The following is a 12,301-nucleotide window of genomic DNA, read 5'->3' as shown; positions in this document are numbered from 1 at the left end:
TGTGGGGGTCGATGACCTCCACCGACGAGCGCTTGCGCGAGGAGCGAACCTCCGTGGTAATCGTCGGCAGCGGATTCACAGGATTCGAGTGCGCCCGCCATCTGGCCCGAAGACTCCGCAAGCACAACGCAACGGTCGACATCTCGATCATCTCGCCGGTCGACTACATGCTGTACACACCGCTATTGCCTGACGTCGCCGGTGGCGTGGTCGACGCGCGTTTCGTCGCGATTCCGCTTGCCAATGCGCTTCGGGGTGTGCAGATGATTCGCGGCAGGGTCGACACCGTCGACTTCGACGGGCGCACGGTGATGTTCACCGATCCCGAAGAGCGTTCACGCGCATTGCCGTGGGATCGCCTGGTCCTGACGCCGGGATCGGTGACCAAACTGTTCGACGTGCCGGGGCTTGCAGAGCATGCGCGCGGGCTGAAGTCGACGGCCGAAGCGCTGTTCCTGCGTGATCACGTGCTCGAGCAGCTCGAGCTGGCCGACGTCGACGACGATGCCGGCCGGGCCGCGGCGCGCCGGACGATCGTGGTGGTCGGCGCGTCGTACTCGGGGACCGAATTGGCGGTTCAGTTGCGGGCGCTGGCCGATTCGGCGGCCAAGCAGATGAACTTCGATCCGGCCGCCGTGAAGTTCGTGCTGCTGGATCTGGCCGAGCAGGTCATGCCCGAGGTGGGGGAGAAGCTCGGAGCCGCGGCGATGCGGGTGCTCAAGGCGCGTGGCATCGATGTCCGGCTCGGCGTGACGCTGAAGGAAGTGCACGCCGAACATGTTGTGCTGAGCGATGATTCGCTGATTCGCACGCACACGGTCGCCTGGGTCACGGGTGTGACCGGCGCTCCGCTGATCGAAAAGCTGGGGTTGCCGACTGAAAAGGGTCGGCTGAAGGTGCAGACGGACCTGCAGGTGCCCGGGCATCCGGATGTGTTCGCCGCCGGCGATGCGGCCGCGGTGCCCGACGTGACGCAGCCGGGCAAGATCACTCCACCGACCGCGCAACATGCGACGCGGCAAGGAAAAGTGTTGGCGCGCAACGTCGCTGCCAGCCTTGGCTATGGCAGCCCGAAGCAGTACAAGCACCGCAACATGGGCCTGGTGGTCGACCTCGGTCCGCGCTACGCCGTCGCGAACCCTATGAACATCCAGTTGTCGGGGTACGCCGCCAAGGCAGTGACCCGCGCATACCACCTGTACGCGATCCCGCGGTTCGTCAATCGCTGGGCCGTGGCACTGGCGTATCTGACCGATGTGTTCTTCGACCGATCGGTGGTCTCGATGGGGCTGGCGTCGGAGGAGGACGCGCAGTTCGCGGCCAGCGAGGGCATCCCGATGCCCAAACCGGACTGATTCAAATCCCGCAGACCGGGAAAGCTACGCGCATGGCTACATATCGCGTGTTGAACCCGAAGGGCGATGTCGTCGACACGAAGGACATCGAGAGCGCCGACGACGCGCACGCCTGGTTCGTCGACCAAAAAGCCGACCCGGAACTGGGCTGGCGCATGGAAGTCAAGGCCGACGACGGCCATTGGGCGTTCTTCGATGACAGCGAGAGCGACCGCAAGTACTAGGGGACACGAGGACCGTCCGTCTTCAGAACGCCGTCGGATTCTTGTCCGTCGGCCCGTTTGCTCAGGCCACTAGCAGAACTCACTGACAGTTTGGCGCCACTTCTTCCGGTTATCCCCAGTCGCGATGTCGTCCACAGGTTTCGGGTCGTTGGTTTGATCGGAGCCGAACTCGTCCTACCCGGCCGCGATGATGACGGTATGTCCTTGATCGCATCGGCTGCTGTGGTGGTGAGTCCTGCTGAGCGTCTTGATGGGTTGTTTGACGAGCTGGCGGAGCTGGCCGGGCAACGTAATGCGATTGATGGGCGCATTGTCGAGATCGTCGCCGAGATCGATCGCGACGGGTTGTGCGGTATGACGGGGGCGCGGTCGGTGGCGGCGTTGGTGGCCTGGAAACTGGGCTTGTCATCGGCCAGTGCGGCCACGATCGCCACGGTGGCGCACCGTATCGAGGAGTTTCCCCGCTGCGCGGCGGGTATGCGTGAGGGTCGGTTGTCGCTGGATCAGGTCGGGGTGATCGCCGCGCACGCCGCCGATGGTTCTGATGAGCATTACGCCGAGTTGGCTGCGGTGGCCACGGTCAACCAGCTGCGGACGGCGGTCAAGCTGGAACCGCGACCCGAACCCGAACCCAAACCCGAAGCCGAAGCCGAAGCCGAAGTCGAAGCCGAGCCGGAGTGTGGGTCTGAACCGCAGGTCTCGATCACCAAAACCTGCGATGAACGGTTCACCTATTGGCGGATCACCTTGCCGCACCTGGAGTCCGCGAAGTTTGATGCGGCGTTGGCGTCGCATCGTGATGCGCTGATCGCCGAGTACAAACGCGGCCACGGCGACAGCGCATCGGACCAGAGACCGCCGTTTCCGGGCACCGGTGCGGCGTTTATGTGCCTGGTGGAGGCGGGGTGGGATGCCGAGGTGGCGCGCCGCCCGCACGGGCAGCACACCACGGTGGTGGCCCACGTCGACGTGGAACAGCGCATCGCCGCGCTGCATCTGGGTCCACTACTGTCCGATGCCCACCGCCGGTATTTGACGTGTGATGCCACTTGTGAAGTGTGGTTTGAACGCGACGGGCAGGTAATCGGTGCCGGGCGGGCGACCCGGTTGATTAATCGGCGGCTGCGCCGCGCCCTGGAGCACCGCCACCGCACGTGTGCGGTCCCCGGTTGTGGTGCCACGCGGGGTTTGCATGCTCACCACATCCGGCACTGGGAAGACGGCGGGGTCACCGAGTTGTTCAACCTGGTGCTGCTATGCCCATATCACCACCGGCTACACCATCGCGGTGTCATCACCATCACCGGACCCGCAGACGCCCTATGCGTCACCGACAGCTCCGGTCGACGGCTCAGCGCCGCCTCGCTGGCCCGGCCACCGACGAAACCCCCGCCCGCGGTCGCACCGTGCCCCGGGCCCACCGGCGAACGCGCCGACTGGTGGTGGTACCAACCCTTCCAACCCCAACCACCACCCACCACCAACTAAGCAGCTCACCGCGGTCCGTCGCCACCATTCCCTGAACCTACAGTGACGCAAGCGAATTCACCGGACCGGTAGGCTGGCCGACGTGCCCAAGCTCAGCGCAGGTCTGCTGCTTTACCGAGTCGTCGACGGCGTTGTCGAAGTGCTGATCGGGCATCCCGGCGGCCCGTTCTGGGCACGCAAAGACGACGGCGCGTGGTCGATCCCGAAGGGGGAGTACCTCGAAGGCGAAGACCCGTGGACCGTCGCGCAGCGGGAATTCGAAGAGGAACTCGGCAAGACTCCGCCCGACGGGCCCCGCATTGACTTCGCACCACTCAAACAACCCAGCGGAAAGCTCATCACCGCCTTCGCCGTCCGCGGCGACCTCGACCTCGACGGAACGTTTAGCAACACCTTCACGCTCGAATGGCCGAAGGGATCCGGGAACATCAAGGAGTATCCCGAAATCGACCTCGTCGGTTGGTTTCCCGTCGACCAAGCGCACGAGAAACTGCTCAAGGGTCAGCGCCCGCTGCTCGACCGCCTCATGGATGCTCTCGAAGGCGGCGAACCGGACGCGTCTCGATAGCGTTGATGGTGAGCGCCCGGCCATGGATACGCCAGCCGCCGCGGGTGCGCTGGTACTCGTCGTCATAGCGCAGATGCCACACCAGGTCACTCGCTTGCCCGTCGGTGACGGTCCAATGATGTGCGATGCAGGTGATGCGCCCCAACGCGTAATCCGCGTTGTCGCCCGGCGCGTATACCTCGCCGACAATCGCATGCTCGGTCCGCGCCACCGCCGCAAGCGCTCCCATGGCGGCGCGCACACCGTCTCGTCCGTGCTCATGACGCACGGGCTCCAACGCCCGCGGCGGATCAGGCAGCCGCAATTCTGCTGTCTCAGTGAACAATTCCACCACGTCATCGAATCGACGGTCGTCCACAGCCGACGCATACACGTGGACAAGGTCGCTCAACGCCAACCGGTCGAACGCGTTCAGACTCATGACGTCAGTCCCAGCCTCTGTGCACACGCCGAAACGCGATCGCAAGCTTCCCCGATGTCACCGATCATCGGCATCGCCAACACCACGCGGTCAGCACCCAGCGCCGCGAGCTTATCAGCGCGGTCGGCGTCGATCTTCGTCACCAGATGTCCCAACGACAGCTCCAGGCTGTCCGGGTCACGGCCGGCTCGCCTTGCCTCCTCGCGCATTAACGCGATCAAGTCCGTGAGCTCGGATCCGCCGACGCCGAGCGGCTGAAAGCCGTCACCGAGTCTGCCTGCCCTGCGCGCCGCCGCGCGGCTGTGGCCGCCGATGTGAATCGGCACGCGCCGCACAGGTTTGGGATAGCACGCAGCATTCGAGAAGTCGAAGAACTCACCGTGAAACGTTGCCCCTTCCGGGTGCTCATCCCACAGCAGCCGCATCACCTCGAGTTGTTCGTCTGCGCGCCGCCCGCGACTGGCGAAAGGTGTACCGCACGCCTCGATCTCCTCCTTCAGCCATCCCATGCCCACGCACAGCCGAAGCCGTCCTCCCGACAACGCATCCACCGTCGCCACCCGCTTGGCCAACACCACGGGATGGTGGTTGGGCAAGACAAGCACGCCCGTCGCCAGTTCGAGCCGCGACGTGACGCCGGCCAGAAATGCCAGCAGGTCAAGGGGATCCGGTACCGGACAGTCCGCGGACAACTCCACGCGCCCGGAGGCGTCATAGGGGTATACGCTGCTGTACTCCGTCATCAGCACTGTGTGCTCGACGACGACCAGTGATTCGAAACCGCATGCCTCGACATGGCGCGCGAACGCGACCATCCACTCCGGGTCGGCGGTGACACCGGCCGCGACCGGAGCTATGACAGCGTATTTCACGGCAGCCCAAGGTTGCTGCGGCGGATTTGTTCACGGCACCGCAGCCATGTCTGGTGGGTCTGCTGCATGCACACGCGCACGGGCGACTCCTCTTCGATAGGCGCAGGCTCTTCGGTCGGCTCGGTCGTGACCGTTGGGCTCGGAACATCGCCCTGGTTCAGTGACCAGATCGAGGCGCCGGTGGTCTGAAGCGTCGAGCAATATGCGGTGGCGCCGTCGGCGGTCGTCGCGGTGCTGCCCACCGGCGAGCACCTGGCACCGATGACCGCCACGGGTGGCTGCACTGGCTCCGGCGGCGGAGGCAATGGCGTGAAGGGTGGTGACGTCACCACCCGCGAGGTCGCAGTGGTCGGCTGGGCGGTCGGGGTCGCCGATTCTGGACGGTCGGCGCGACGAAACTCCATGAGCGCCACCGCAACCGCCGCGACGAGAAGCACCGCCAAGACCGCGGGCACTATGACGCCGGCCCGCAACAAGGATCGCTTGGGCGCGCCCAGTGCGGGCGCGAACGTCGTGCCACCTTCATCCGCCGAGGGCGCCGCGCCAAGCCGGTGGCCGAGCGCGCGGGCGAAGTCGGCGCACCGCTCGAACCGATCCTTCGGGTCCTTCGACAGCGCCTTGGCCAGCACCGGGTCGAGCGCGGAAAGCTCCGGACGGCGGTCACCGATCGCCGGCGGCGACGCGGACAGGTGCTGGCTGATCACCACGGCGGGATTCGAATTCTGGAAAGGCGGCGAGCCGGTCAGCAGGTGAAACGCGGTGGCCGCCAACGCATATTGATCGGCTCGGCCGTCGAGCTGTTGACCCATCAGCTGCTCTGGCGCGGCGTATGACACGGTGCCGACGGTCATGTTGGTCGCCGTCAGCCCGCTGATGTCGTTGACCCAGCGGGCAATGCCGAAGTCAGCCAACAGGATTCGCCGGTCGACCGATTCGGGATTGGCAACCAGGATGTTGGCCGGTTTGACGTCGCGGTGCAGCAGGTTGCGCTGGTGAGCGTAGTCCAGCGCATCGGCCATCGCGCTGATGATCTCGGCGACGTCTTGCTGCGGCATCCCGTTCGGATAGCGCTCCCGCAGCAGGCGCGCCGCGTCGGTGCCTTCCACGTAGTCCATCGAGATCCACAGCTGGCCCTCGAACTCGCCGCGGTCGTGCACGCCGACGATGTGCGGATGCCACAGCGTGGCCGCGATGTCGGCTTCGCGGTTGAACCGTTCGCGGTATTCCTTGTCCGCCGACACCGAAGCGGGCAGGACCTTTAGCGCATCCCGACGGGGCAGCCGCGGATGCTGCGCCAGGTAGACCTCGCCCATGCCGCCGGAGCCGAGCAGCCGCAGGACGGTGTAACCGGCGAACGTCGCACCATCGGCCAACGGCATGGGCGAATAGTACGAGACCCGGCTACAAGTCGAGCGTGAGTTGCGAGCCCTCTGCGGCCCGCGAGATGCAGACCAGCATCATGCCGTCCTCGCGTTCGGGGTCGGTGAGCAGCGTGTCGCGATGATCCACGGCTCCGCTGAGCACGCGAGTGCGGCATGTTCCGCAGAAGCCCTGCCGGCAGGAGTACGGCGCGTGCACCCCGGCCCGGCCCAGTGCCGACAGCAGCGTCTCGTCAGCCCCAACCGCCACGGTCTGGCCCGTCGACGCCACCGACACCGTGAATGGCTTGCCGTCGATCACCGGCGGTGCGGCGAACCGCTCGAAATGCAGCTCGACGTTGCCCCGGCCGGCCAGCGCTGACCTGATGCCGGTCAGCATCGGCGCAGGCCCACACGCATACACCGCGGTGCCGTCGGGACAATCGCCAAGCAGCTCCGATGCGGTCGGCAGACCGTCGACGTCGTCGGTGCGGATCTGCACCTGCTCGCCGTATCGAGCGACCTCGTCGACGAACGGCAGACTCGAAAGGCTGCGCCCGGCGTAGACCATCGTCCAGTCGACGCCGAGGCGCGAAGCCAGACCCAGCATCGGCAGGATCGGCGTGATCCCGATTCCGCCCGCGATGAACCGGAAGCGCCGCGCCGGCGAGCCGAAACCAGGAACGGTCAGGGGAAACGCGTTACGCGGGCCGTGCGTCGTCACCGTCGCCCCGACGCTCAGGTCGTGCATCTCGATCGAACCGCCGCCGCCGTCGGGGATGCGCCGCACTGCGATGCGATACGCATCCTGACTGTCCGGGTCTCCGCACAGCGAGTACTGCCGCTGCAGGCCGCTGGGCAGATGAATGTCGATGTGGGAACCGGGATGCCAGCGCGGCAGCCGTCCACCGTCGGAGCGCCGCAAACGCAGCGCTATCACGTCCTGATCATGGGCGACGATCTGACGGTCTGCCACCGTCAACGCGATGGTGCGATCGGGTTCGGGCGGCGGCGACATCCGACGGATCGCACCCGATATCGCCCACAGCCCCGTCAGCGCGGCATCGGCGAAACCCAGCAGCACGTCGTGACGGGAGCGGCCCGAGGCGCTCGGGGGCGCCTGACGGTACCGATCGAGCAATCCCATCAAAGATGCGCGGCGCGGGCTGCGGGAGAAGTGGCGAGGTAGGCGACGGCCTGAGCCGTCGAACCCATCTCTTCCGGCGTGAAGCCGGGCCGGAAGTACATCAGCGTGTTCGAGCCAAACAGCTTGCGGTACTTAGGAAGTAGCCCGAGCTTCGAGTCGGCCATCCTCAGCCGGGTGAACTTCCACCAACCGATGTCGGTGTTGGGATCGGTCTTGACCAGGTACCAGGCTGCGCGCTGGAAGAACACGAAGATCATCACCACCGCCATCATCATCGCCCGAATCCGGTCGACGTAGCTGTCGTGGAAGTACACGGCGACGTCGTGGGCCACGTTGTGGTGTTCGACTTCTTCGCTGCCATGCCAGCGAAACAGGTCAACCAACGTCGGGTTGGCGCCGTGGTCGTCCCATGCGCAGTTCAGCGCGAAATCGCCCATGACGGCGGTGTAGTGCTCGATGGCCGCGATCAGCCACAGCCGGTCACACAGGTGGTTGAGCCTCCGCTTGGGATCGGTGGAAGTCGTTGGGGCCAGCATCTTTTCGAAGACGTACTCGATCTGGTCGAGTATCGGCGCGGGGTCGATGCCGTTGACTTCCATGTAGGAGTGCAGCATCTGCTCGTGGATGTCGGCATGGGTGGCTTCCTGTCCGATGAAGCCCCGCATGTCGTCGGCCAGCTTCGGGTCTTTCACCAGCGGCAGTGCCTCGTTGAAGGTGTCGACGAACCACCGTTCCGCGGCGGGCAGCACGACGTTGAGCAGGCTCACGACATTGCTGGCCACCGGGTGGCCGGGAATCCAGTGCAAACCGATGTCGGTGACGTCGAAATGGACCTTGCGGGCCTGGATCTGCACGGGCCCGGGATCGACTTCGTTGTCGAAACGGTGCGGCCTCAACATGCCTGTGGAGTCTAGCGAAGTACGTGGGAACGGAGGTTTCAGGTTTTGGCGGTTCGTCAATACGACCCGCATGGCGGGAATGGGCGACGTCGTGCAGTGGGCCAGACACCAGGTCACCAGCCGCGTCCCGAAAGCCGATCTCGATCAGCGCGACCCCGACTACATCCGTGACCAGCTGCCGGGATTGTGGCTGCTGGCGTCGCTGTACTTCCGCGCCGACGTGCGCGGGCTGGACCGGATCCCCGCCGAGGGCCCTGTGTTGCTCGTCGGCAACCACAGCGGCGGCAACGTCCCGCCCGACACGTTCGTCTTCACGCTGGCGTTCTGCTCGTACTTCGGAGTCGAGCGGCCGTTCTATCAACTTGCCCACAACCTCGTCGTCTCCGCGCCGCCTCTCGCGTCGCTGCGCAAGTTCGGCACCGTTGCCGCTAACCACGAAAACGCCCGGCTGGCACTGGAATCCGGCGCCGCGCTGCTCGTCTATCCCGGCGGCGACTACGAGGTGTTCCGCCCGTTCTGGGAACGGCACAAAGTCGACTTCGGCGGTCGCAAGGGCTACGTGCGTCTTGCTCGGGAGGCCGGCGTACCGATCGTGCCGATCGCAAGCGTCGGCGGCCAGGAGAGTGTGCTGTTCCTCAGCCGGGGTCAGTGGCTGGCGAAGTTGTTGATGGTCGACAAGCTGTTGCGCCTGAAGAGCGTGCCGATCGGGCTGGCCCCGCCGTGGGGCCTGGTGATCAGCGACCTCACCGGCCATATCCCGCTGCCGGCCAAGATCGTCGTCGAGGCGCAGGACCCGATCGACGTCGATGGCGACGACGACGTGGTGCACAAGAAGGTCGTTGAGAGCCTGCAGGCTGGCGTGGACCGGCTGGCGGGCGAACGTCGATTCCCGGTGATCGGCTGATGCGTGTCCAACGGCAGTGCGTCATCGACGCCGACCGCGACACTGTATGGAAGGTCGTCAGCGACCCGCTCTGCTATCCGGAGTTCATGGCCAGCCTGGAGCGCTGGGAGACGCTGACCGAGGGACCCGCGCGGCTGGGCGCGCGCTACACCGTGCACTGGAAGGTCGGTTCGGTCCCGATCGGCGGGGTCGTCGAGGTCATCGAGTTCGATCCTGCGCGTGAGCTGGCGTGGATCGGGATCACGGGGGTGTCGCTGCGCGGGCGGTTCAGGCTGCGAGATTGCGACGACGGCCGCACCAAGCTGACCTTCCGCCTGGCTTACGAATCGGCGGGTGGCTTGCTCGGCCTGATCGCCGATCGGGTCGCGGCCCGGCAGGTGGGCCGCAATATGACCGAGACGCTGAAGAACCTGCGCCGAATGGTCGAGGCTTAGCCGGCCCCCGCGCCAGGAGCGCCCTGAATCGGCACCACCGGGGTAGGCGTCACCGTCGTGATGCCGTTGGAGCCGACGGTCGGACCGCCGGCAGGCGTCTGGCTCGCGATCATGTCGGCCGCCTTCTGGCTGCAGTCCAGCATCAGCAGCATCCGGCCCTGCGAGGTCATCTTCTGCTGATCGACCAGGCACTGCGACTGCGGCAGCACACTGCCGAACGAGCCGCCGAAGTACGCCTTGACGCCCTCACTCTTGAGGATCTGCAGTGCCTTCTGGTACTGCTCCCCGACGACGTTGTAAGAGCTCATGTCCGGCGCCGGCTGCGAGAGGGCAACACCTGCGCCGATCACGGCGGCCGAGCCGGCGACCACGAGGCCACCGCTGAGCACTACGAGCTTCTTCACGTGATCTCTCCTAGGTCGGTGCGGTGCGAACATATCGCAGCGGTGACAAATGTGAAACCGGAGATCAGGCCTCAGGCGTTACACCGGCGGGTGGACGATCCGGTTCATCGCTTCGGCCAGCGCGGCGGCTCGAGGGTCGGTGAAAACATCCTCTAGCAGCAGTTTCTTGCCATCGGGCCCGCTCAGCGGGACCCGCCAATTCGGGTATTCGTCGGTGGTGCCCGGCTGGTTCTGGGTCCGCAGGTCCCCGACGACGTCGGCCAGTGACAGGGCGAGCAGTTTGGACGGTGTGCGGCCCAGATATCGGTACAGCGCGAGAACGATGGAGTCGACGCCAGTGCCGTCTACATCGTCGCCGAGCAGTCCGACTCGGCGCAGCTCGGCCAGCCACGCGGCCTGTTGCTGCTGGTCAGCGGCCAGTTCCTCGGTCGCGGGTCGGGTCAGCAGCCCCAGCTTCTCCCGCAGCCGCACATGCTCGCCCGCGAGGTAGCCGGCGGTCGGCGGCAGGTCGTGGGTGGTGACCGACGAGAGGCAGTACTCGCGCCACCGCTCACCAGGCAGCGGACCGCCGTCTCCGTCGCGGTCGGCCTCGAACCACAGGATCGACGTGCCGAACAGCCCGCGTTCGTGCAGGTAGTCCCGCACCCAGGGCTCCACCGTGCCGAGGTCCTCGCCGACGACGACGGCCCCGGCGCGGTGCGCCTCCAGCGCGACGATGCCGATCATCGCCTCGTGGTCGTAGCGCACATAGGTGCCCTCGGTCGGCGGCGATCCCTTCGGGATCCACCACAGCCGGAACAGCCCGATGATGTGGTCGATGCGCACGCCGCCCGCATGCCTCAGCACGGCGTTGACCAGCGCCCGAAACGGCGCGTATGCCTGGTCGACCAGCTGATCGGGCCGCCACGGCGGCTGCGACCAGTCCTGGCCCAGCTGGTTGAACTCGTCGGGCGGCGCGCCCGCCGTGACGCCGAGCGCCAGCACATCCTGCAGAGCCCAGGCATCGGCGCCGTTGGGATCCACGCCGACGGCGAGGTCGTGCATCACGCCAAGGTCCATGCCGGCCTGCACAGCGGTCGCCTGCGTGGCGGTGAGCTGGTCGTCGAGCTGCCACTGCAGCCAGCGGTGAAAGTCGACGGTGTCGGCGTGCGCGGCGGCGAATTCCTTGACGGCGGCGTTGGCCGGGTGCTGCAGTTCCTCCGGCCATTGGTGCCAGTCGTTGCCGTACTCCTCGGCCAGCGCGCACCAGGTGGCGAAGTCGTCGAGGCTCGACCCTTCGCGGGCGCGGTAAGCGGCGTATGCGAGCTCGCGGCCTGCCGATCGCGGCACGAGGTAGACGCTTTTCAGCGCGGCACGTTTGGCCTTCCATGCGGCGTCGCGGTCGATGCGGTCCCGCCGGCCGGCGCGGGCCTGGAGCTTGGCACGCGCGTCACGGATGCGCCCGCGCTGGCGGACGTAGGCGAACTCGGGGATCGCCTCCACGCGCAGATACAGCGGGTTGACGAACCGTCGCGACGTCGGCAGGTACGGCGAAGGCTCCATCGGCGGAGTCGGCGCGGCCGCGTGCAACGGGTTGACGAGCACGAAGCCGGCGCCGTGCTGCGAGGCTGACCACACGGCGAGGTCGGCCAGGTCAGTCAAATCGCCTGTGCCCCAGGATCTTTGCGACCGAACGCTGTATAGCTGTGTGGCCAGGCCCCATGAACGGCTGGATCCGAGCCTGGCGGGCAGCTCCAGCGAAGCGGGGGAAACGATGACCACCGTGCTGGTGTCGGAAGAGCCGACCTGAAGGTGCAATTGGTGATATCCGATCGGCAGGTCACTCGGCAGTTCGAAGGTGGCCTCACCAATCAACCGGCCGTTCAGATCATAAGGCGCCCTGTTGTTTTCGAGCTGCCGCAGGCCGGTCCGAACGCTGCCGTCCTCCAGCCGGATCCACAGTCCGACGGGATCGCCGTGGGTGACGTGCACCCAGAACGACGACGCGATGCCGTGGCGCGCCACCACTGTGGGCGGCAGTGGCCGGGCCCAGTAGTCGCGATCGTGTCCGGTAAGGGCGGCTGCCCGCTCGCCCTCGGTCGCGGCGGCCACGCCGAGTGCGTCGAGCACCGCGATCAGCGTGGAGTCCGCGACCGGCGTGCGCCGGCCCGTCCAGTCTTCGAATTCCGTTGCGACGCCGTAGCGGCGGGCCAGCTCGACCAGCGATGCGGGCAGGTCAGTCATGGGA

Annotated in this window: 13 protein-coding genes; 6 read left to right on the top strand and 7 right to left on the bottom strand. The window is 66.4% G+C overall.

The window, feature by feature from the left end; translation table 11 throughout:
• Positions 1-11 precede the first annotated feature (11 nt).
• The 4 genes from ACWW36_RS25470 to ACWW36_RS25455 all read left to right on the top strand — a co-directional run bounded on the left by ACWW36_RS25470 (position 12) and on the right by ACWW36_RS25455 (position 3,635).
• Entirely contained in the window at positions 12-1,355 is a 1,344-nt protein-coding gene (locus tag ACWW36_RS25470; RefSeq protein ID WP_456138718.1) for an NAD(P)/FAD-dependent oxidoreductase, read from the top strand.
• 32 nt (positions 1,356-1,387) lie between these two features.
• A complete protein-coding gene (locus tag ACWW36_RS25465; protein ID WP_456138717.1) occupies positions 1,388-1,579 on the top strand; it encodes a hypothetical protein in 192 nt (63 codons plus the stop codon).
• A gap of 198 nt (positions 1,580-1,777) precedes the next feature.
• Positions 1,778-3,067: an HNH endonuclease signature motif containing protein gene (locus tag ACWW36_RS25460; RefSeq protein WP_456138716.1), complete on the top strand. Its 1,290-nt coding sequence runs from the start codon at positions 1,778-1,780 to the stop codon at positions 3,065-3,067.
• Between the two features lie 82 nt (positions 3,068-3,149).
• A complete protein-coding gene (locus tag ACWW36_RS25455; protein ID WP_456138715.1) occupies positions 3,150-3,635 on the top strand; it encodes an NUDIX domain-containing protein in 486 nt (161 codons plus the stop codon).
• On the opposite strand, the gene ACWW36_RS25450 is transcribed toward ACWW36_RS25455, so the two are convergent.
• Genes ACWW36_RS25450 through ACWW36_RS25430 form a run of 5 tightly spaced genes read right to left on the bottom strand, consistent with a single transcriptional unit; the run spans position 3,592 to position 8,332 of the window.
• Complete coding sequence (locus ACWW36_RS25450; RefSeq protein ID WP_456138714.1) at positions 3,592-4,056, bottom strand: nuclear transport factor 2 family protein; 465 nt, start codon at positions 4,054-4,056, stop codon at positions 3,592-3,594. The two genes, ACWW36_RS25455 and ACWW36_RS25450, sit on opposite strands and share 44 nt — an antisense overlap.
• Positions 4,053-4,928, bottom strand: coding sequence for an LLM class F420-dependent oxidoreductase (locus ACWW36_RS25445; RefSeq protein ID WP_456138713.1), 876 nt, complete (start codon positions 4,926-4,928; stop codon positions 4,053-4,055). The genes ACWW36_RS25450 and ACWW36_RS25445 overlap by 4 nt, the downstream gene beginning before the upstream one ends.
• Positions 4,925-6,307 (bottom strand): serine/threonine-protein kinase, encoded by a 1,383-nt coding sequence (locus tag ACWW36_RS25440; RefSeq protein WP_456138712.1) that lies wholly within the window; start codon positions 6,305-6,307, stop codon positions 4,925-4,927. Before ACWW36_RS25440 ends, ACWW36_RS25445 begins: the two co-directional genes overlap by 4 nt.
• Before the next feature lie 22 nt (positions 6,308-6,329).
• The gene (locus ACWW36_RS25435) at positions 6,330-7,433 is read right to left on the bottom strand and encodes a PDR/VanB family oxidoreductase (RefSeq protein ID WP_456138711.1); all 1,104 of its coding nucleotides are present in this window, start codon (positions 7,431-7,433) and stop codon (positions 6,330-6,332) included.
• Positions 7,433-8,332 (bottom strand): metal-dependent hydrolase, encoded by a 900-nt coding sequence (locus ACWW36_RS25430; RefSeq protein WP_456138710.1) that lies wholly within the window; start codon positions 8,330-8,332, stop codon positions 7,433-7,435. Before ACWW36_RS25430 ends, ACWW36_RS25435 begins: the two co-directional genes overlap by 1 nt.
• Before the next feature lie 70 nt (positions 8,333-8,402).
• Here ACWW36_RS25430 and ACWW36_RS25425 point away from each other — a divergent pair, with 70 nt between their 5' ends.
• Entirely contained in the window at positions 8,403-9,236 is an 834-nt protein-coding gene (locus ACWW36_RS25425) for a lysophospholipid acyltransferase family protein (RefSeq protein ID WP_456138709.1), read from the top strand.
• Positions 9,236-9,670 (top strand): SRPBCC family protein, encoded by a 435-nt coding sequence (locus ACWW36_RS25420; RefSeq protein ID WP_456138708.1) that lies wholly within the window; start codon positions 9,236-9,238, stop codon positions 9,668-9,670. The genes ACWW36_RS25425 and ACWW36_RS25420 overlap by 1 nt, the downstream gene beginning before the upstream one ends.
• Here ACWW36_RS25420 and ACWW36_RS25415 read toward each other — a convergent pair.
• Together ACWW36_RS25415 and malQ are read right to left on the bottom strand one after the other, a co-directional pair.
• A complete protein-coding gene (locus ACWW36_RS25415; RefSeq protein WP_456138707.1) occupies positions 9,667-10,074 on the bottom strand; it encodes a hypothetical protein in 408 nt (135 codons plus the stop codon). The two genes, ACWW36_RS25420 and ACWW36_RS25415, sit on opposite strands and share 4 nt — an antisense overlap.
• A 78-nt stretch (positions 10,075-10,152) precedes the next feature.
• The gene (malQ, locus tag ACWW36_RS25410) at positions 10,153-12,297 is read right to left on the bottom strand and encodes a 4-alpha-glucanotransferase (protein WP_456138706.1); all 2,145 of its coding nucleotides are present in this window, start codon (positions 12,295-12,297) and stop codon (positions 10,153-10,155) included.
• Positions 12,298-12,301: the final 4 nt, after the last annotated feature.

This window comes from Mycobacterium sp. MMS18-G62, assembly GCF_053877835.1.
The sequence above is the reverse complement of the archived record's forward strand: the minus strand, read 5'-3'. Positions and strand labels throughout refer to the sequence as shown.

Coding starts and splice junctions, on each gene's coding strand:
- ACWW36_RS25470 (WP_456138718.1), top strand. CDS start 12: ATGACCTCCACCGACGAGCGCTTGCGCGAGGAGCGAACCTCCGTGGTA.
- ACWW36_RS25465 (WP_456138717.1), top strand. CDS start 1,388: ATGGCTACATATCGCGTGTTGAACCCGAAGGGCGATGTCGTCGACACG.
- ACWW36_RS25460 (WP_456138716.1), top strand. CDS start 1,778: ATGTCCTTGATCGCATCGGCTGCTGTGGTGGTGAGTCCTGCTGAGCGT.
- ACWW36_RS25450 (WP_456138714.1), bottom strand. CDS start 4,056: ATGAGTCTGAACGCGTTCGACCGGTTGGCGTTGAGCGACCTTGTCCAC.
- ACWW36_RS25440 (WP_456138712.1), bottom strand. CDS start 6,307: ATGCCGTTGGCCGATGGTGCGACGTTCGCCGGTTACACCGTCCTGCGG.
- ACWW36_RS25435 (WP_456138711.1), bottom strand. CDS start 7,433: ATGGGATTGCTCGATCGGTACCGTCAGGCGCCCCCGAGCGCCTCGGGC.
- ACWW36_RS25430 (WP_456138710.1), bottom strand. CDS start 8,332: ATGTTGAGGCCGCACCGTTTCGACAACGAAGTCGATCCCGGGCCCGTG.
- ACWW36_RS25425 (WP_456138709.1), top strand. CDS start 8,403: ATGGCGGGAATGGGCGACGTCGTGCAGTGGGCCAGACACCAGGTCACC.
- ACWW36_RS25420 (WP_456138708.1), top strand. CDS start 9,236: ATGCGTGTCCAACGGCAGTGCGTCATCGACGCCGACCGCGACACTGTA.
- malQ (WP_456138706.1), bottom strand. CDS start 12,297: ATGACTGACCTGCCCGCATCGCTGGTCGAGCTGGCCCGCCGCTACGGC.